At 69.4% G+C, this 19,458-nt stretch carries 17 protein-coding genes and 1 tRNA gene; all 18 read left to right on the forward strand.

The window, feature by feature from the left end; genetic code table 11:
* Nucleotides 1–17 precede the first annotated feature (17 nt).
* Nucleotides 18–90, forward strand: a tRNA-Trp gene (locus tag GH723_RS01230).
* Nucleotides 91–166: 76 nt separating this feature from the next.
* Complete coding sequence (secE, locus tag GH723_RS01235; protein ID WP_195210452.1) at nt 167–469, forward strand: preprotein translocase subunit SecE; 303 nt, start codon at nt 167–169, stop codon at nt 467–469.
* Complete coding sequence (gene nusG / locus GH723_RS01240; protein ID WP_229022952.1) at nt 466–1,272, forward strand: transcription termination/antitermination protein NusG; 807 nt, start codon at nt 466–468, stop codon at nt 1,270–1,272. The genes secE and nusG overlap by 4 nt, the downstream gene beginning before the upstream one ends.
* A gap of 128 nt (nt 1,273–1,400) precedes the next feature.
* The gene (gene rplK, locus GH723_RS01245; protein WP_153757947.1) at nt 1,401–1,829 is read left to right on the forward strand and encodes a 50S ribosomal protein L11; all 429 of its coding nucleotides are present in this window, start codon (nt 1,401–1,403) and stop codon (nt 1,827–1,829) included.
* Between the two features lie 88 nt (nt 1,830–1,917).
* On the forward strand, nt 1,918–2,628 hold the full coding sequence (gene rplA, locus GH723_RS01250; protein WP_153757948.1) for a 50S ribosomal protein L1: 711 nt from the start codon (nt 1,918–1,920) through the stop codon (nt 2,626–2,628).
* Between the two features lie 272 nt (nt 2,629–2,900).
* Entirely contained in the window at nt 2,901–3,671 is a 771-nt protein-coding gene (rplJ, locus tag GH723_RS01255; protein WP_153757949.1) for a 50S ribosomal protein L10, read from the forward strand.
* Between the two features lie 2 nt (nt 3,672–3,673).
* The gene (gene rplL, locus GH723_RS01260) at nt 3,674–4,060 is read left to right on the forward strand and encodes a 50S ribosomal protein L7/L12 (RefSeq protein ID WP_153757950.1); all 387 of its coding nucleotides are present in this window, start codon (nt 3,674–3,676) and stop codon (nt 4,058–4,060) included.
* Between the two features lie 355 nt (nt 4,061–4,415).
* The gene (gene rpoB, locus GH723_RS01265) at nt 4,416–8,018 is read left to right on the forward strand and encodes a DNA-directed RNA polymerase subunit beta (protein WP_153757951.1); all 3,603 of its coding nucleotides are present in this window, start codon (nt 4,416–4,418) and stop codon (nt 8,016–8,018) included.
* A 10-nt stretch (nt 8,019–8,028) separates the two neighbouring features.
* On the forward strand, nt 8,029–11,964 hold the full coding sequence (locus GH723_RS01270; RefSeq protein WP_153757952.1) for a DNA-directed RNA polymerase subunit beta': 3,936 nt from the start codon (nt 8,029–8,031) through the stop codon (nt 11,962–11,964).
* 137 nt (nt 11,965–12,101) lie between these two features.
* Complete coding sequence (gene rpsL, locus GH723_RS01275) at nt 12,102–12,473, forward strand: 30S ribosomal protein S12 (RefSeq protein ID WP_153757953.1); 372 nt, start codon at nt 12,102–12,104, stop codon at nt 12,471–12,473.
* Between the two features lie 2 nt (nt 12,474–12,475).
* Entirely contained in the window at nt 12,476–12,946 is a 471-nt protein-coding gene (gene rpsG / locus GH723_RS01280; RefSeq protein WP_153757954.1) for a 30S ribosomal protein S7, read from the forward strand.
* 135 nt (nt 12,947–13,081) lie between these two features.
* Entirely contained in the window at nt 13,082–15,166 is a 2,085-nt protein-coding gene (fusA, locus tag GH723_RS01285) for an elongation factor G (protein ID WP_153757955.1), read from the forward strand.
* A gap of 56 nt (nt 15,167–15,222) precedes the next feature.
* Nucleotides 15,223–16,413 (forward strand): elongation factor Tu, encoded by a 1,191-nt coding sequence (tuf, locus tag GH723_RS01290; protein ID WP_153757956.1) that lies wholly within the window; start codon nt 15,223–15,225, stop codon nt 16,411–16,413.
* A gap of 7 nt (nt 16,414–16,420) precedes the next feature.
* A complete protein-coding gene (gene rpsJ, locus GH723_RS01295; RefSeq protein WP_153757957.1) occupies nt 16,421–16,741 on the forward strand; it encodes a 30S ribosomal protein S10 in 321 nt (106 codons plus the stop codon).
* A gap of 97 nt (nt 16,742–16,838) precedes the next feature.
* Nucleotides 16,839–17,264, forward strand: coding sequence for a VOC family protein (locus tag GH723_RS01300; protein ID WP_229022953.1), 426 nt, complete (start codon nt 16,839–16,841; stop codon nt 17,262–17,264).
* The gene (locus GH723_RS01305) at nt 17,261–17,626 is read left to right on the forward strand and encodes a hypothetical protein (RefSeq protein ID WP_229022954.1); all 366 of its coding nucleotides are present in this window, start codon (nt 17,261–17,263) and stop codon (nt 17,624–17,626) included. Before GH723_RS01300 ends, GH723_RS01305 begins: the two co-directional genes overlap by 4 nt.
* 7 nt (nt 17,627–17,633) lie before the next feature.
* Entirely contained in the window at nt 17,634–18,386 is a 753-nt protein-coding gene (locus tag GH723_RS01310) for a nucleoside/nucleotide kinase family protein (RefSeq protein ID WP_229022955.1), read from the forward strand.
* Nucleotides 18,387–18,443: 57 nt separating this feature from the next.
* Entirely contained in the window at nt 18,444–19,409 is a 966-nt protein-coding gene (locus tag GH723_RS01315; RefSeq protein WP_153757960.1) for a GNAT family N-acetyltransferase, read from the forward strand.
* Nucleotides 19,410–19,458: the final 49 nt, after the last annotated feature.

Here is a 19,458-nt window from a genome sequence, read left to right on the forward strand (position 1 = left end):
TGTCCGGGTTCAGCCCTAGGGCAGTAGCTCAACTGGTAGAGCACCGGTCTCCAAAACCGGCGGTTGGGGGTTCGAGTCCCTCCTGCCCTGCTTCGCAGCGTGCGCGTCGACGCCCCGGCGGCGACGTGGTGCGCCCCCCGTCACGCAAAGGTTGCCCTCGATGGCGATGAACCGAGAACAGAAGCGCATGATGCAGCGCCAGGGCCAGGTGGACGCCGAGGGCGCACCCGTCGCCCAGCGTCGCCAGCCGCAGCGGCCGCCGCAGAAGCAGCAGAAGGAGGAGCGCACCAAGCCGGCGCAGTTCCTCCGCGAGGTGCGCGCCGAGCTCCGCAAGGTCGCCTGGCCGACCCGCTCCGAGGTCATCAACTACTCGATCATCACCCTCGTGGCGATCGTCGTGATGACCGCCTTCGTCGCCCTGCTCGACTGGGGCTTCGGCGAAGGCATCCTCTGGATCATCGACCGATGAGCCACCCCGACACGAACGACACCATGAGCGAGATCGAGAACACCACCGCCGTCGGCGACACCACCGAGACCCTCGACGCCGAGGTCGAGCCCGAGGTCGCCGAGGGCGCCGCCCCCGCCGAGGGCACCGACGTCACCGAGCCGGAGGACGCCGCGGCCGAGGCCGACGCCGTCGACACCGCGTCCGACGAGGACGCGGAGGCCACCGACGCCGACGAGCTGCTCGAGGAGGCCGCCCCGCGGCCCCAGAGCCCCTTCGACCGGCCCGGCCGCTGGTACGTCGTCCACACGCAGTCGGGCTACGAGAAGAAGGTCAAGCAGAACCTCGAGGCCCGCACCACCTCCATGAACATGGAGGACCGCATCCACGAGGTCGTCATCCCGATGGAGGACGTCGTCGAGGTCAAGGCGGGCAAGAAGGTCGTCAGCCAGAAGAAGATGTTCCCCGGCTACCTGCTCGTGCGCTGCGAGCTGGACGACGACTCGTGGTACGTCATCCGCAACACGCCGGGCGTCACCGGGTTCGTCGGCCAGGGCGCGAAGCCCTCGCCCCTGCCCCGCCGCGACGTCGAGAACTTCCTCCAGGTGAAGGTCGAGGGCGAGGAGGTCCCGGCGAAGCGGGGCAAGCCGCGCCTCGAGTACGAGCTCGGCGAGACCGTCCGGGTCAAGGAGGGTCCGTTCGCCGACTTCTCCGGCGAGGTGGTCGAGCTCAACGAGGACCAGCTGAAGGTCAAGGTCCTCGTCAACATCTTCGGCCGCGAGACGCCGGTCGAGCTGGAGTTCTCCCAGATCGCCAAGCTCTAGCGGTCGGGCGCGCTGCGGCGAGTTGGCAGCGCCCCACCTGCTACGGCAGACTTGTCCGTCGCCCCGAGCCCGGGGCCCGTTGTCGTGCCGCGCCGCCCGCGGCTCTCCGAGGTAGAGGAACACCCCCCATGGCCAAGAAGAAGGTCCTCGCGGTCGTCAAGATCCAGATCCCGGCCGGCAGCGCCACCCCGGCGCCGCCCGTCGGTACCGCACTGGGCCCGCACGGCGTGGCGATCATGGACTTCTGCAAGGAGTACAACGCCCGCACCGAGGCGCAGCGGGGCACGATCATCCCGGTCGAGATCACGGTGTTCGAGGACCGCTCGTTCACCTTCATCACCAAGACGCCCCCGACGCCGGTGCTCATCCGTGAGGCCGCCGGCATCGACAAGGGGTCCCAGACCCCCGGCAAGGACGGCGCCGGCTCGATCTCCCAGGCCCAGCTCACCGAGATCGCCCAGACCAAGATGCCGGACCTGAACGCCAACGACCTCGAGGCCGCCAAGCTCCAGGTCGCCGGCACCGCCCGCTCGATGGGCATCACCGTCGAGGGCTGATCCACCCTCCGGGCCTGCCCGGAGCTCCGAGACCACCACGCACCGGGACGACCTCGCCCGGGCGTCGAGACCACACGAGGGAGCCAGAATGGCGAAGGGCAAGAAGTACTCCGACGCGGCCAAGAAGTACGACCGCGACCACCTCCACAGCGCCGCCGAGGCGCTCGACCTCGTCCGGCAGCTGGCCACGGCCGGCTTCGACGAGACCGTCGAGCTCGCGGTGCGCCTCGGGGTCGATCCCCGCAAGGCCGACCAGATGGTGCGCGGCACCGTCGCGCTGCCGTCGGGCACCGGCAAGGACGTCCGCATCGCGGTGTTCGCCCAGGGCGATGCCGCCGCGGCGGCCCGTGAGGCCGGTGCCGACCACGTCGGCGCCGACGACCTCGCCGCCGAGGTCGAGGGCGGCATGCTCGACTTCGACGTGGCGATCGCCACCCCCGACCAGATGCCGAACGTGGGCAAGCTCGGCCGGGTGCTCGGTCCCCGCGGCCTCATGCCGAACCCGAAGACCGGCACCGTCACCACCGACGTCGCGAAGGCCGTCGCCGACTTCAAGGGCGGCAAGGTCGAGTACCGCACCGACCGCTACGGCAACGTGCACGTGCCGCTCGGCAAGGTCTCGTTCACCTCCGACGCCCTCGGCGACAACCTCGGCGCGGTCATGGAGGAGCTCCAGCGGGCGAAGCCCGCGTCGGCCAAGGGCCGCTACGTCCGCCGCATCACCGTGAGCTCGACGATGGGCCCCGGCATCAAGGTCGATCCCAACCGGATCCGACCCGATGAGGCCGCCACCGCCTGACCCGGGTACACTCGCCCGCTGCTGAACGTCCGGCGCCACCCCCTCCCGGGGCCGGCGACGGGCCACAACCGATCTGCTCGCCGTAGACATCCGGTGCACCGCCCCTGCGGGTGGTGCCGAAGAGGCCCCAGGCCTGCCCGACGAGGCGGACTCTCCTTCCACGGGGCGCCCGCGCACGTCTGTTGCGAGCGCCCCGTCGTGCTCTCCGGGGCACGACCCCACCGGCTCCGCCGCCCGGCGACGGAGCCCCGAGCAACTGGAAGGAGGTGCTGATGGAGAACCCGAGATCCGAGAAGGTCGCGGTCGTCGAGGAGGTGAAGGCCCGCTTCGCCGAGTCCGACGCCGTGCTGCTGACCGAGTACCGGGGCCTCGACGTGAAGGCCATCTCCGAGCTGCGGCGTGCCCTCAGCGCGGCGGGCGGCGACTACAAGGTCTACAAGAACACGCTCGTCGGCTTCGCGACCCGTGAGCTGGGGCTCGAGCTCGACGAGATGCTCACCGGCCCCACCGCGATCGCCTTCATCGCCACCCAGCCCGACGGCACCCCGGGCGACCCGGTCAACGTGGCCAAGGCGCTGCGTGACTTCGCCCGTGCCAACCCGAACCTGGTGGTGAAGGGCGGCGTGCTCGGCGAGAACCTGCTGTCGGCCGACGAGGCCAAGGCGCTCGCCGACGTCGCACCTCGCGAGGAGCTGCTGGCCCGGCTGGCCGGCGGTCTCGCCGCCCCGCTGCAGCAGTTCGCCGGCCTCTTGCAGGCGCTGCCCCGCAACTTCGCCTACGGCCTGTCGGCGCTCATCGAGCAGGGCGGTGCGCCGGGTGCACCGGCCGCCCCCGCCGAGGACGCCGCTCCCGCCGCGGACGACACCAGCGACACCACCGCCGAGGCCGCTCCGGCCGAGGACGAGACCACCCCCGAGGCCACCGAGGCCTCCGAGGGCACCACCGAGGCCGCCGAGGCCGACGACACCGAGACCGCGGTCGCCGAGGGCGACAGCGGCGAGACCCCCGTCGCCGAGGGCGACGGCGACGAGAAGGAGGCCTGACCATGGCGACCAAGGACGAGATCCTCGACGCGATCTCCAACATGACCGTCCTCGAGCTGAGCGAGCTGCTCAAGGAGTTCGAGGAGCGCTTCGGCGTCACCGCGGCGGCCCCGGTGGCCGTGGCCGCGGCGGGCGCCCCGGCGGCGGGCGGCGGCGACGCCGGTGCCGCCGAGGAGCAGGACGAGTTCGACGTCGTCCTCACGGGCGCCGGCGACAAGAAGATCCAGGTCATCAAGGAGGTGCGCGGGCTCACCAACCTCGGTCTCAAGGAGGCCAAGGACCTGGTGGACAACGCGCCCAAGCCCGTGCTCGAGAAGGTGTCCAAGGAGGACGCCGAGAAGGCCAAGGAGGCCCTCGAGGGCGCCGGCGCCACCGTCGAGCTCAAGTAGCAGCGTCCGCGGCGCACGCCGCCGCCGACCGTCGTCGCCGCCCGGCCCTCCGTGGGCCGGGCGGTGGCGCGCCCGGGGCGCGGTGGTCGACACGGGATCGCAACCGCCGAGAACCTTGACCGCCGGGCGCGGCCGTCATACCCTCCTCCGAAATCGAGTGCGGCCCCTGGTTCTGCGGGGGCTGCGGGCCACGGGTCGACCCGGCGGAACACGCGGGTTGACCTTTGGCGTGTGCCGTCGATAACCTCGTACGTTGCCGTGCACGCCCGCCCGCCTCGCCGTCCCGCCCCGGTGATCGCCGCGCGCCTCCGCTCGGCGATCCTGCCCGCGCCTCTCCACGTCTGAGGAGTCGTCCTTGTCCTCCCGCTCTTCTGCCCGGGCCCGCTACTCGTTCGCGAACCTCGACGAGGTCCTGGATCTCCCGGACCTCATCGCGATCCAGCGAGCGTCCTTCGAGTGGTTCCTCGATCACGGTCTCGCCGAGACCTTCGCCGACATCAGCCCCATCAAGGACTTCACGGAGACCTTGCAGCTGGAGCTGGAGTTCGACCCCAACGACGAAGACCTGCGCCCGCCCCCGAAGTTCTCGGTGGACGAGTGCAAGGAGAAGGACATGACCTACAGCGCGCCGATCTTCGTGCGCGCTCGCTTCATGAACGCCACCACCGGCGAGATCAAGGAGCAGACGGTCTTCATGGGGGACTTCCCGATGATGACCGACAAGGGCACCTTCGTCATCAACGGCACCGAGCGCGTCGTCGTGTCCCAGCTCGTGCGCTCGCCCGGCGTCATCTTCCAGCCCGGTGAGCGGTTCCGCCTCCGCAACCTGGCCAAGCACCAGCTCGTCACCGGCACCATCCACCCCTACCGGGGCGAGTGGATCGAGTTCGACGTCGAGCAGAAGCCGGGCAAGGACGTCACCGCCGGCACCCGCGTGGCCCGCAAGCGCCGCCTCAGCCTGTTCGTCCTCCTCCGGGCCCTCGGCTACGACGAGGAGAACCACCCCGGGTTCCTCGACAACTTCGTCCGCCACTTCGACTTCCTCGAGGGGCAGTGGGAGAAGGACCGCGAGCTGGCCCCGACCCAGGACGAGGCCCTCGTCGAGATCTACAAGCGGGCCCGTCCGGGCGAGCCGCCGTCGGTCGAGTCGGCCAAGGCCTACTTCAAGAACGCCTTCTTCGAGCCCCGGCGCTACGACCTGTCGCGGGTCGGTCGCTACAAGCTCAACCGCAAGCTCGGCCCCGAGCTCGACAAGATCGAGCAGCTGTTCGGCATCCAGCTCGAGCGCCCCGAGTCCGACCAGTCGGTGCTCACGCCGGCCGAGATCCTCGCCGCCACCACCTACCTGCTGAACCTGGTCAACGCCGAGCCGGGCTACCGCCTCGACGACCAGGACCACTTCGCCAACCGCCGCATCCGGTCGGTCGGCGAGCTGATCCAGAACCAGGTGCGCATCGGCCTCTCCCGCATGGAGCGGGTCGTGCGCGAGCGCATGACCACCCAGGACGTCGAGGCGATCACGCCCCAGACGCTCATCAACATCCGGCCGGTCGTCGCCGCGATCAAGGAGTTCTTCGGGACCTCCCAGCTGTCGCAGTTCATGGACCAGGTCAACCCCCTGTCGGGCCTCACCCACCGCCGTCGCCTCTCGGCGCTCGGCCCGGGTGGCCTCTCGCGTGAGCGGGCGGGCTTCGAGGTCCGCGACGTGCACTTCTCGCACTACGGCCGCATGTGCCCGATCGAGACGCCGGAGGGCCCGAACATCGGCCTGATCGGCGCGCTCAGCTCGTTCGCCCGGGTGAACGAGTTCGGCTTCATCGAGTCGCCGTACCGCAAGGTGATCGACGGCAAGGTCACCGACGAGGTCGTCTACCTCGCCGCCGACGAGGAGGAGGAGTACGTCGTCGCCCAGGCGAACGCCCCTCTCAACCCCGACGGCACGTTCAAGAACGACCGCGTGCTCGTGCGGCGCTCCCCGCAGGCCGCCACGCTCGGCGAGCTGAAGCTCCAGCTCGAGCGGGACGTCTTCTTCGGCGCCACCACCGAGATCTCCTCGGTGGCCCCGGAGGAGGTCCAGCTGATGGACATCTCCCCGAAGCAGATCGTCTCGGTCGCCGCCGCCCTCATCCCCTTCCTCGAGCACGACGACGCCAACCGGGCCCTGATGGGCGCCAACATGCAGAAGCAGGCGGTGCCCCTCGTCAAGGCCGAGGCGCCGTACATCGGCACCGGCATCGAGGACAAGGTCGCCCGCGACGCCGGCGACATGATCCTCGCCGAGGACGACGGCACCGTCGCCTCGGTCGACGGCACCCAGGTCACCGTCGAGTACAAGGGCGGCCGCAAGAAGATCCACCGCCTCCTCAAGTTCGAGCGCTCGAACCAGGACACCTGCATCAACCAGAAGGTGCGGGTCGCCAAGGGCGACAAGGTGAAGAAGGGCGACCTCCTCGCCGACGGCCCCTCCACCGAGGAGGGCGAGCTGGCCCTCGGCAAGAACCTCCTCGTGGCCTTCATGCCGTGGGAGGGCTACAACTTCGAGGACGCCATCATCCTCTCCGAGCGCCTGGTGAAGGACGACGTGCTCACGTCGATCCACATCCACGAGCACGAGATCGACGCCCGCGACACCAAGCTCGGCCCCGAGGAGATCACCCGGGACATCCCGAACCTCTCTGAGGAGATCCTCGCCGACCTCGACGAGCGCGGCATCATCCGCATCGGCGCCGAGGTCGACGCCGGCGACGTGCTCGTCGGCAAGGTGACGCCGAAGGGCGAGACCGAGCTCACCCCCGAGGAGCGCCTCCTGCGCGCCATCTTCGGCGAGAAGGCCCGCGAGGTCCGCGACACCAGCCTCAAGGTGCCCCACGGCGAGTCCGGCAAGGTCATCGACGTCAAGGTGTTCAGCCGCGACGACGGCGACGAGCTCCCGCCCGGCGTCAACCAGCTCGTGCGGGTCTACGTCGGCCAGAAGCGCAAGATCAGCGTGGGCGACAAGCTCGCCGGCCGCCACGGCAACAAGGGCGTCATCTCCAAGATCCTCCCGATCGAGGACATGCCCTTCATGGCCGACGGCACGCCCGTCGACATCCTGCTCAACCCGCTCGGCGTCCCGTCCCGCATGAACGTGGGCCAGGTGCTCGAGTCGCACCTCGGCTACGCGGCCCGCTGGGGCTGGGACCTCACCGGCGACGGCAAGATCGACGTCGGCGACGAGCCGGTCCGGGGCACGGAGCGCAAGACGCGCACCAACACCCCGCCGTCCACGCTCATCGCCACTCCGGTGTTCGACGGCGCCAAGTACGACGAGGTCGAGGACGCCGGCAAGCACCCGACGATCCAGCAGATCTTCGGTGCGCTGCACCCGGAGGCCACCGACGAGCGCTACGGCGACGGCGGCCGGCTCATCCGGCCCGACGGCAAGACCACGCTGTTCAACGGCCGCACCGGCGAGCCCTACGACAACCCGATCACCGTCGGGTACATGTACATCATCAAGCTCGCCCACCTCGTGGACGACAAGATCCACGCCCGGTCGACCGGCCCCTACTCGATGATCACCCAGCAGCCGCTCGGCGGTAAGGCCCAGTTCGGTGGCCAGCGCTTCGGTGAGATGGAGGTGTGGGCGCTCGAGGCCTACGGCGCGGCGTACTGCCTCCAGGAGCTGCTGACCATCAAGTCCGACGACGTCCTCGGCCGCGTGAAGGTCTACGAGGCGATCGTCAAGGGCGAGAACATCCCCGAGCCGGGCATCCCCGAGAGCTTCAAGGTGCTCATCAAGGAGATGCAGTCGCTCTGCCTGAACGTCGAGGTGCTCTCGACGACGGGCGAGGAGATCGAGATGCGCGAGCTCGACGAGGACATCTTCCGCACGGCCGAGGAGCTGGGCATCGACCTGTCCCGCCCCGAGCGCGGAAGCGACGAAGAGGACGCCCGCCGTCAGGCCGAGCGGGGCTGAGAGGACACACATGCTCGACGTCAACAACTTCGACCAGCTCCGGATCGGCCTGGCCACCGCGGACTCCATCCGCACGTGGTCGAACGGCGAGGTCAAGAAGCCGGAGACCATCAACTACCGCACGCTCAAGCCCGAGAAGGACGGCCTCTTCTGCGAGAAGATCTTCGGGCCGACCAAGGACTGGGAGTGCTACTGCGGCAAGTACAAGCGCGTCCGGTTCAAGGGCATCATCTGCGAGCGCTGCGGCGTGGAGGTCACCCGCTCCAAGGTCCGCCGCGAGCGCATGGGCCACATCGAGCTCGCCGCGCCGGCGTGCCACATCTGGTACCTCCGCGGCACCCGCTCCTGGCTCGCCTACCTGCTCATGGGCACCGAGGCCCGTGAGGAGCTGAAGGCCAAGCAGCTCGAGAAGGTCATCTACTTCGCGGCCAACCTCGTCACGTGGGTCGACGAGGAGCGCCGCCACGAGGACCTCCCCAACCTGGAGGCCGAGCTCGTCGGCGAGCGCGAGGCGATCGAGCGCGAGCGCGAGCTCGAGCTGGCCCGCATCGCCGAGGCCCTCGAGGGCGAGATCGCCGAGCTCGAGAAGGAGGGCGCGAAGGATGCCGACCTGAAGGCGCGCCAGCGCGCCGCCGAGAAGGAGATGGCGGCCGTCCGCGAGCGCTACGAGCTCGAGCTCGACGTGCTCCAGCGGGCCTTCGACGAGTTCAAGGACCTCTTCGCCCGCAAGATCATCGAGGACGAGATGCTCTGGCGCGAGCTCGAGGACCGCTACGGCGAGTACTTCGAGGGCGGCATGGGCGCCGAGGCGATCAAGCAGCTCATCGATCGCATCGACCTCGACGAGGAGGAGGTCAAGCTCCGCGAGGCCATCGACCCCCAGGACGGCCAGCGCCCCCTGTCGGCCCAGCGCAAGCAGAAGGCGATCAAGCGCCTGAAGATCGTCACCGCCTTCAACCGTCGTGACGACCAGGGCCGCCGGGTCAACGACCCCCGGGCCATGATCCTCGACGTCGTCCCGGTGATCCCGCCGGAGCTTCGCCCGATGGTCCAGCTCGACGGCGGTCGCTTCGCCACCTCGGACCTGAACGACCTGTACCGCCGGGTCATCAACCGGAACAACCGGCTGAAGCGCCTCCTCGACCTCGGTGCGCCCGAGATCATCGTCAACAACGAGAAGCGCATGCTCCAGGAGGCCGTCGACGCCCTGTTCGACAACGGCCGCCGCGGCCGTCCGGTCACCGGGCCGGGCAACCGCCCCCTGAAGTCGCTCTCCGACATGCTGAAGGGCAAGCAGGGCCGGTTCCGCCAGAACCTGCTCGGCAAGCGCGTCGACTACTCCGGCCGTTCGGTCATCGTGGTCGGCCCGACCCTCAAGCTGCACCAGTGCGGCCTGCCCAAGCTGATGGCGCTCGAGCTCTTCAAGCCCTTCGTCATGAAGAAGCTCGTCGACCAGGAGCTGGCCCAGAACATCAAGTCGGCCAAGCGCATGGTCGAGCGGCGCCGCCCGCAGGTGTGGGACGTCCTCGAGGACGTCATCAAGGAGCACCCGGTCATGCTGAACCGGGCGCCCACGCTGCACCGCCTGGGCATCCAGGCCTTCGAGCCGGTGCTGGTGGAGGGCAAGGCCATCCAGATCCACCCGCTCGTCTGCACCGCGTTCAACGCCGACTTCGACGGCGACCAGATGGCGGTCCACCTCCCGCTGTCCGCCGAGGCGCAGGCCGAGGCCCGCGTCCTCATGCTGTCGGCGAACAACGTGCTGTCGCCGGCGCACGGTCGCCCGCTCGTCACGCCCACCCAGGACATGGTGATCGGCGCGTTCTACCTGACCGAGCACGTCGCCGGCGCCACCGGCGAGGGCAAGGCGTTCCGCAACGTCCACGAGCTCGAGCGGGCCTACGAGGCCGGCGAGGTCTCGATCCACGCCGAGATCGAGTGGCGCGACCCGCGCCACGCCACCACCGACGAGGACGGCCGCCGTCGCTACCTCACCACCACGGTGGGCCGGGTGCTGTTCAACGAGCTGCTCCCCGAGGACTTCGGCTTCGTCAACGAGGTCGTGAAGAAGAAGCACATCGGCGAGATCGTCGACCGTCTGGCCAACGACTACCCGAAGGCCGACGTGGCCCGGAGCCTCGACGCCATCAAGGACACCTGCTTCCGGTTCGCGGCCAAGTCCGGCCTCACCGTCTCGATCGACGACGTGAAGACGCCGACCGAGAAGCGCGAGATCCTCGAGCGCCACGAGGCCGAGGCCGACAAGATCGAGACCCAGTTCCGACGGGGCATCATCACCGACGGTGAGCGCCGCCAGAAGGAGGTCGAGATCTGGAACGACGCCACCGACCAGGTGCGCGCCGCCATGGAGGAGTCCCTCAAGGCCCAGCACTTCAACCCCATCGACATGATGGTGGGGTCGGGCGCCCGAGGGAACATGGTCCAGGTCCGCCAGATCGCCGGCATGCGTGGCCTGGTGGCCAACCCCCGTGGCGACATGATCCCTCGCCCGATCAAGTCGAACTTCCGCGAGGGCCTGGCGATGCTCGAGTACTTCATCGCCACGCCGGGTGCCCGGAAGGGCCTCGTCGACACCGCCCTGCGGACCGCCGACTCCGGGTACCTCACCCGGCGCCTCGTCGACGTGGCACAGGAGCTCATCATCCGCTCCGAGGACTGCTCGGTCGAGGGTGAGCCGGTCCGCGGCACCTGGGTCGAGGACGTCGTCCCCGACACCGCCAACAAGCGCAGCTACCTCGAGACCCGCCTGTTCGGGCGCACCCTCGCCGCCGACGCGACCCTGGCCGACGGCACGGTGATCCCCGCCGGCACCGAGATCGGCGACGCCGAGCTCGAGGCCCTCCGCGACGACCCCGAGCTCACCCGGGTCCGGGCCCGCTCCGTGCTCACGTGCCGTGCCGACTTCGGCGTGTGCGCGGCCTGCTACGGCCGCTCGCTCGCCACCGGCAAGACGATCGAGATGGGCGAGGCGGTGGGCGTCATCGCCGCCCAGTCGATCGGTGAGCCCGGCACGCAGCTCACCATGCGGACGTTCCACACCGGTGGCATCGCGGCCGGCGGCGACATCGCCGGTGGTCTGCCCCGCGTCGTCGAGCTGTTCGAGGCCCGCAGCCCGAAGGGCAAGGCCACCCTCACCCGCATCTCGGGCGTGGTGCGCATCGCCGACGACGAGGGCAAGGGCCGCACCGTCACCGTGGTCGGCGACGACGGCACCGAGGACAGCTACACGATCCCGACCCTCGCCCGCCTCGAGGTGCGCGACGGGGACACCGTGGAGGCCGGCGACGCGCTCGTCGAGGGCCCCCGTGACCCGAAGGAGCTCCTCGAGATCAAGGGCGTCCGGGAGACCCAGGGCTACCTCGTCGACGAGGTCCAGAAGGTCTACCGGGACCAGGGTGTGTCGATCGCCGACAAGCACATCGAGCTCATCGTGCGCCAGATGACCCGCCGGGTCGCGGTGCAGGAGCCCGGCGACTCGGAGTTCCTCCCCGGCGAGCGCGTCGACCAGAAGGTCTACGCCGACACCAACCGGATGCTCGTCCAGGAGGGCAAGACCGCCGCCGAGGGCCGGCCCGAGCTCATGGGCATCACCAAGGCGTCGTTGGCCACCGACTCGTGGCTGTCCGCCGCCTCGTTCCAGGAGACGACCCGGGTGCTCACCGAGGCCGCCATCGAGTCCCGCTCGGACTCGCTGCTCGGCCTGAAGGAGAACATCATCATCGGCAAGCTCATCCCGGCCGGCACGGGTCTCGCCACCTACCGCGACATCGAGACGGTCGCTCCCGAGTACCAGCCGATGGAGTACTACTCCTCCGACGGCGAGGAGCAGGACCTCGCAGGGTGGCTGGCGTCGAACGCCGAGGCCCTCGAGGGCGACGGCGCCGACGTCATCGACCTGCCGACCGCCGACGAGTCGGCCAGTTAGCACACCAGGCGGCCCCTCCCGCGGATCCTCGCGGGAGGGGTTTGCCGGATCCCGTCCCACCCCCGTAGGATGTCCGACCGGCCCTGTGCGCCGTCGCGCACGGCCGTCCCCACACCGAACCGCCTGAGAGGTCGTCAGTGCCCACCATCCAGCAGCTGGTCCGCAAGGGCCGCAAGTCCAAGCCCGTCAAGGGCAAGACTCCTGCCCTGAAGGGCGCGCCCCAGCGGCGTGGTGTGTGCACGCGCGTCTACACCAACACCCCGAAGAAGCCGAACTCGGCGCTCCGCAAGGTGGCCCGTGTCCGCCTCTCGAGCGGCATCGAGGTCACGGCCTACATCCCGGGTGAGGGCCACAACCTCCAGGAGCACTCGATCGTGCTCGTCCGCGGCGGTCGTGTGAAGGACCTCCCGGGCGTCCGCTACAAGATCATCCGCGGCACCCTCGACACGTCGGGCGTCCGCGACCGCAAGCAGGCCCGTAGCCGCTACGGCGCCAAGAAGGAAGGCTGATCATGCCGCGCAAGGGTCCCGCGCCGCGCCGCGAGCTGATGCCGGATCCGGTCTACCGATCGGTCCTCGTCACCCAGATCGTCAACAAGATCCTCCAGCGTGGCAAGCGCTCGCTCGCCGAGAAGATCGTCTACGACGCGCTCGCCATCGTCGAGCAGAAGACCGGCTCCGAGCCGATCGGCGCCCTGAAGCGCGCCATCGACAACGTGAAGCCGCAGCTCGAGGTCAAGAGCCGCCGCGTCGGTGGCGCCACCTACCAGGTGCCGGTCGAGGTGCGGCCCCGCCGGGCCAACACCCTCGCCATCCGCTGGGTGGTCGGCTACTCCCGCCAGCGCCGTGAGCGCACGATGGCCGAGCGCCTCGCCAACGAGATCCTGGACGCCAGCAACGGCATCGGGGCCTCGGTGAAGCGCCGCGAGGACATGCACAAGATGGCCGAGTCCAACAAGGCGTTCGCCCACTACCGCTGGTAGCCGTCGCCGCTCGCTCTCGTCACGTCGGCGTCGCCGTGTCCCGCTCACCCGAGGGCACGGCGTCGCTGCGTTCCGAGGCCTCTTCTCCACCCCGCCCCCTCCGCCCCACGAACGACGCGAAGCAGAGAGTCGAAGATGACCCAGCGCACCACACCCCTCGACAAGACCCGCAACATCGGGATCATGGCCCACATCGACGCGGGCAAGACCACGACCACCGAGCGGATCCTCTACTACACGGGCCGCAGCTACAAGATCGGTGAGGTGCACGAGGGCGCCGCCACCATGGACTGGATGGTCCAGGAGCAGGAGCGGGGCATCACCATCACCTCGGCGGCCACCACCGCGATGTGGAACGACCACCGCATCAACATCATCGACACCCCCGGCCACGTCGACTTCACGGTCGAGGTCGAGCGCTCCCTGCGGGTGCTCGACGGTGCGGTCGCGGTGTTCGACGGCGTCGCCGGTGTGGAGCCGCAGTCCGAGACGGTGTGGCGCCAGGCCAACAAGTACGGCGTGCCCCGCATCTGCTTCGTCAACAAGCTCGACCGCCTCGGCGCCGACTTCTTCAAGGCCGAGGAGTCGATCCGCGACCGCCTCGGCGCCGCCACCGCCGTGCTCCAGATCCCCGTCGGGGCCGAGGGCAACTTCAAGGGCATCATCGACCTCGTCCAGATGAACGCCGTGATCTGGCACGACGAGGAGCTCGGGGCCAAGTTCGACGTGGTCGACATCCCCGCCGAGCTCGCCGACGAGGCCGCAGAGTGGCGCGAGAAGCTGATGGACGCGGTCACGAGCTTCGACGAGGAGATCCTCGAGAAGTACATCGGCGAGGAGGAGATCACCGTCGCCGACCTGAAGCGGGCCATCCGCGCCGGCACCATCGGCGGCGAGATCGTCCCCGTGCTCACCGGCTCGGCGTTCAAGAACAAGGGCGTGCAGCCCCTGCTCGACGCCGTCGTCGACTACCTCCCGTCGCCGGTCGACCTGCCGCCGATCCAGGGCATGAACCTCCGCGGCGACGAGCACATGGAGCGCAAGGCCTCCGACGACGAGCCGTTCTCCGCGCTGGCCTTCAAGATCGTCGCCGATCCGCACGGCAAGCTCACCTACTTCCGCGTCTACTCGGGCAAGCTCGAGAAGGGCGGCACGGTGCTGAACGCCCGCACCGGCAAGAAGGAGCGCGTCGGCCGCATCGTCGAGATGCACGCCAACGACCGCGAGGACAAGGACGCCGTCTTCGCCGGCCACATCGTCGCGGGCATCGGCCTGAAGGACACCCGCACCGGCGACACCCTGTGCGACGACAAGGCCCCGATCGTCCTCGAGCAGCTCGAGTTCCCCGAGCCGGTCATCCACGTCGCGGTCGAGCCGAAGACCAAGGCCGACCAGGACAAGCTGGCCAAGGCCCTGTTCTCGCTGTCGGAGGAGGACCCGACCTTCCAGGTCCGCACCGACGAGGACACCGGCCAGACCGTCATCTCGGGCATGGGCGAGCTGCACCTCGAGGTGCTCGTCGACCGCATGCTCCGCGAGTTCAACGTCGACGCCTCCGTCGGCAAGCCGCAGGTCGCCTACCGCGAGACCGTCACCCAGACGGTCGAGAAGTCGACCTACACCCACAAGAAGCAGACGGGTGGTTCGGGTCAGTTCGCCGAGGTCGAGATCAGCCTCGAGCCCACCGGCCCCGGTGGCGGCTACGAGTTCATCGACAAGATCACCGGTGGTCGCATCCCGAAGGAGTACATCCCCTCGGTCGACGCCGGCATCCAGGAGTCGCTCACCGCGGGCGTGCTCGCCGGGTACCCCACCGTCGACGTGCGCGTCACGCTCACCGACGGCAAGTACCACGACGTCGACTCCTCGGAGATGGCGTTCAAGATCGCCGGCGTCATGGCCTTCAAGGAGGCCGCTCGCAAGGCCAAGCCGGTGCTCCTCGAGCCGATCATGCAGGTCGAGGTCACCACGCCCGACGACTACCTCGGCGACGTGATGGGCGACCTCTCGTCCCGCCGCGGCAAGCTCGCCGGCACCGAGCAGCGCGGGAACAGCCAGGTCATCCGAGCGGAGGTGCCGCTGTCGGAGATGTTCGGTTACGCTACCGACCTGCGTTCGCGCACCCAGGGTCGGGCGAACTACACGATGCAGTTCGACTCCTACCAGCAGATGCCGTCGTCGGTCCAGGAAGAGATCGTCGCCCGGGTGCGAGGCGAGTAGCCACCACCCGCACTCGTCCCCCTCAGGAACGTCCAGAAAGGTACCCAGGGACAGCCATGTCGAAGGAAAAGTTCGAGCGTACGAAGCCGCATGTGAACATCGGGACCATGGGTCACATCGACCATGGGAAGACGACGTTGACGGCGGCGATCACGAAGGTGTTGGCGGAGGATGATCCGTCGCACAACTCGTTCACGGAGTTCGCGAACATCGACAAGGCTCCTGAGGAGCGTGAGCGTGGGATCACGATCAACATCTCCCATGTGGAGTACATGACCGAGAACCGGCACTACGCGCACGTGGACATGCCGGGCCACGCGGATTACATCAAGAACATGATCACCGGTGCGGCGCAGGTCGATGGTGCGATTCTGGTGGTGTCGGCGGCGGATGGTCCGATGCCCCAGACTCGTGAGCACGTGTTGTTGGCTCGTCAGGTGGGTGTGCCGGCGATCGTGGTGGCGCTCAACAAGGTCGACATGGTCGATGACGAGGAGCTGTTGGATCTGGTGGAGCTGGAGGTGCGTGAGCTCCTCTCCGAGTACGAGTTCCCTGGTGATGACATCCCGGTGGTGAAGGTGTCGGCGCTGAAGGCCCTGGAGGGTGATGAGGCGGCGAAGGGTCAGATCCATGAGTTGATGTCGGCGGTGGATGAGTACGTGCCGGAGCCGGATCGGGCGACCGACAAGCCGTTCTTGATGCCGATCGAGGATGTGTTCACGATCACGGGTCGTGGGACGGTGGTGACGGGTCGTGTCGAGGCGGGTGTGATCAACACCGGCGACGAGATCGAGATCGTCGGGATCAAGCCGACGCAGAAGACGACGTGCACGGGCGTGGAGATGTTCCGCAAGATCCTCGATGAGGGTCGTGCGGGGGACAACATCGGTGCCCTGTTGCGGGGCACGAAGCGTGAGGAGGTGGAGCGTGGTCAGGTGCTGGCGGCGCCGGGCAGCATCACGCCGCACACCGATTTCGAGGCGCAGGTGTATGTGTTGACCAAGGAGGAGGGTGGCCGTCACAAGCCGTTCTTCTCGAACTACCGGCCGCAGTTCTACTTCCGGACCACCGATGTGACCGGTCACATCGAGCTGCCGGAGGGGACCGAGATGTGCATGCCGGGTGACAACGCGACGATGAAGGTGGAGCTGATCCACCCGATCGCGATGGACGAGGGTCTGCGCTTCGCGATCCGCGAGGGTGGCCGCACCGTCGGTGCCGGCCGCGTCACCAAGATCCTCAAGTAAGGCAGACATGGCGAACGATCAGAAGATCCGCATCCGACTGAAGGCGTACGACCACGAGGTCATCGACCAGTCGACCCGCAAGATCGTCGAGACGGTCCTGCGCACCCAGGCCACGATCCGTGGCCCCATCCCGCTTCCGACCGAGAAGCACCGGTACACGGTCATCCGTTCGCCGCACAAGGACAAGGACTCGCGCGAGCACTTCGAGATGCGCATCCACAAGCGCCTCCTCGACATCATCGAGCCGAGCCCGAAGACGGTCGACTCCCTCCAGCGCCTCGAGCTGCCGGCGGGTGTCGACATCGAGATCAAGATCCAGCAGGCCTAGAGCCGCCCGGATCCGTTCTGCGCACGAGGCCCCCGGGGTTCCCCGGGGGCCTCGTCGCGTCCCGGCGCGAGAGGCGGCGACGCGCGAGGCTGGCCAGGTGGCCCGACCCCGCATGCGGCTCTCGGCGGCGACGCTCTCCTCGCCGGACGTGCCTCGGCTCGCGGCGTTCTACGAGGCCCTGCTCGGCTGGGACCGCGCCGACGACGAGCCGGGATGGGTGCGGCTACGGCCTCCTGCCGGTGGACCCGGGCTGTCGTTCCACGACGACGGTTCGTTCCGTCCGCCCGTGTGGCCGTCGCAGGATGGAGAGCAGCGGATGACCGCGCACCTCGACATCGCGACGGATGACCTCGGCGCCGCCGTCGACCGGGCCGTGGAGCTCGGCGCATCGATCCACGAGCACCAACCGCAGGCCCACGTCCGTGTGATGGTCGACCCGGACGGGCATCCCTTCTGCCTGTTCCAGGGTCCCGCCCGTGGCGAGCACGACGGGGCCGACTGGAACGGCGTGGTCAGATCGTGAGCGGCGTGCCGTCCGCAGGGGGCGAGGTCGTGAGCGAGACCCTGCCGTTCGACGGGGGACGGCGGGTCACCGCTCACCTCCCGGTCGCGGCGCCCGAGGTGATCGTCTTCGCGGGCGACGGGCAGCTCGTCGCGCCCTGGGGCGCGGGGTTCCGGCCGTCCGGGCCGTTGCCCGACGTGCTGCCGCGCGCCTACCTGGTGGCGGGAACGGAGGAGCCGTTCTTCCGTGACAACGCGGGTCGGTGGGCGGAGGCGTTCGCGGCGGCGGGCGCCGATGTCGTGATGATCGAGCGACCGGGCGGCCACGGCGCCGCGTCCTGGCGCGACGAGCTGCCGGCGGTGATCTCCTGGCTCGTCGGGTGAACGGCCGGTGCCCGTGGGGAAGGGTCGTGAGGTGACGGCGCAGTCGTTCGAGTCGGTCTCGACGTGGCGGCAGGGTGCGCCGCCTCCGGCGTCGGAGGCCCGCTCGGCCCTCATCGACCGCCTGGCCTCCCGGCTGGTCGCCATCCGGCCCGGCCGGGTCCGTGCCGTCGTCGACGGTCGCACCGCCAGCGGCAAGACGACGCTGGCCGACGAGCTCGCGGTCGCCGTCCGTGCCCTCGGTCGGCCGACCCTGCGTGCCACCTTCGACGACTTCAAGAAGCCGTGGCGCGACGCGCGCGAGAAGGGGTACGACCGCACATCGGGCGAGGGGTACTACCGCAACGCGCCCGACATCGAGAGCGCGCGTCGGCTCCTCCTCGAGCCCGCCGGCCCGCATGGGTCGGGGATCGTCGCCCTCTGCGGTCACGACCCGCTGACGGGCGAGGACCACCGGACGACGACCATCGACGCGCCCCTCGATGCCGTGCTGATCGTCGACTCGGTCTTCGGCATGCGCCCCGAGTACGACGAGCTCTGGGACCTCCGCGTCTGGGTCGACGTGCCGGTCGAGGTCGCGCTGGCGCGTGGCGTGGCGCGCGACGCCGACATGGAGGGTGGTGCCGACGCGGCGGAGCGGCTGCACCTCGACCGCTACCACGCGTCCGAGGAGATCTACGTCGCCGAGGTCGATCCCGTCCAGCGTGCCGACGTCGTGATCGACAACACCGACGTCGGCGCGCCTGACATCGTCCGTTGGTGAGGGCGGTCACGCGAAACAGGTCGTGCACGTCACCCGGCGGTCGTAGCGTGCCGCGCCGTGACGATCGAGATGCGGCCCCTGTCCCGAGATGACGCGACCACGATCCACCGCATCGTGCGGGCGGCGGAGGTGGCCGAGGGGTGGACGTTCCAGACCCCTCTCGCCGAGCTGGAGGAGGTGCTCGACGCGCCGCACGTCGACCCGTGCGCCGACGGTCGGCTCGCCCTCCTCGACGGTGAACCCGTCGGCTACGCGCTGGTCGACCACACACCGGCGGGGGAGCGGCTCGAGCGCGCATTCCTCCAAGGGTCCGTGCGCCCCGACCGACGTCGGCGCGGCGTCGGGACGGCACTGTTCTCGTGGCAGTTGGACCGGGCGCGTCAGGTGCTGGCCGCCTACACCCACGACGCGCCTCGCTACGCGCGCACGCAGGCGCGGGACGTGCAGTCCGACGCCCTCGCCCTCTACGAGCGTCACGGCCTGCGTGCGGTCCGGTACACCGACGAGCTGATCCGACCGCTCGGCGCGCCGCTCGAGGTGCCGGAGGTCGAGGGCGTGGAGGTCGTGCCGTGGGATCCGGCGCGCAGCGAGGAGGTGCGTGCGGTGCGCAACGCGGCGTTCGCCGACCACTGGGGCACGACGGTCATGGGAGAGGTGCCCTGGCGCCACTGGCTCGCCGAGTCGTCGAAGCGCCTCGACCTGTCGTGGATCGCCGTCGTCGACGGAGCGGTGGTCGGCTACACCCTGAACGACCACTTCGAGGGCGACGAGGCCGTGTCGGGACGGCGTGACGGGTGGCTCTCCCACATCGGTGTGCTGCGCGAGGTGCGCGGTCGGGGCGTGGCGTCAACGCTGATCGCCGCATCGATCGCCTCGTTCCGGGACGCGGGCTTCACCCACGCCATGCTGGGTGTCGACACCGAGAACCCGTCGGGGGCCTACGGGCTCTACCGACGGCTGGGCTTCGAGCCCTACGAGCGGTGGGTCACCCACGAGATCGAGGTCCAGCCCTCCACCGGGTGACGCCGAGCGGGTGCTCGACCCGCGGCCTCGACGCGGGGAGACTCGCGTC

Source organism: Actinomarinicola tropica, from assembly GCF_009650215.1.
GTDB lineage: Bacteria > Actinomycetota > Acidimicrobiia > Acidimicrobiales > SKKL01 > Actinomarinicola > Actinomarinicola tropica.

Coding starts and splice junctions, on each gene's coding strand:
- secE (WP_195210452.1), top strand. CDS start 167: ATGAACCGAGAACAGAAGCGCATGATGCAGCGCCAGGGCCAGGTGGAC.
- nusG (WP_229022952.1), top strand. CDS start 466: ATGAGCCACCCCGACACGAACGACACCATGAGCGAGATCGAGAACACC.
- rplK (WP_153757947.1), top strand. CDS start 1,401: ATGGCCAAGAAGAAGGTCCTCGCGGTCGTCAAGATCCAGATCCCGGCC.
- rplA (WP_153757948.1), top strand. CDS start 1,918: ATGGCGAAGGGCAAGAAGTACTCCGACGCGGCCAAGAAGTACGACCGC.
- rplJ (WP_153757949.1), top strand. CDS start 2,901: ATGGAGAACCCGAGATCCGAGAAGGTCGCGGTCGTCGAGGAGGTGAAG.
- rplL (WP_153757950.1), top strand. CDS start 3,674: ATGGCGACCAAGGACGAGATCCTCGACGCGATCTCCAACATGACCGTC.
- GH723_RS01270 (WP_153757952.1), top strand. CDS start 8,029: ATGCTCGACGTCAACAACTTCGACCAGCTCCGGATCGGCCTGGCCACC.
- rpsG (WP_153757954.1), top strand. CDS start 12,476: ATGCCGCGCAAGGGTCCCGCGCCGCGCCGCGAGCTGATGCCGGATCCG.
- fusA (WP_153757955.1), top strand. CDS start 13,082: ATGACCCAGCGCACCACACCCCTCGACAAGACCCGCAACATCGGGATC.
- tuf (WP_153757956.1), top strand. CDS start 15,223: ATGTCGAAGGAAAAGTTCGAGCGTACGAAGCCGCATGTGAACATCGGG.
- rpsJ (WP_153757957.1), top strand. CDS start 16,421: ATGGCGAACGATCAGAAGATCCGCATCCGACTGAAGGCGTACGACCAC.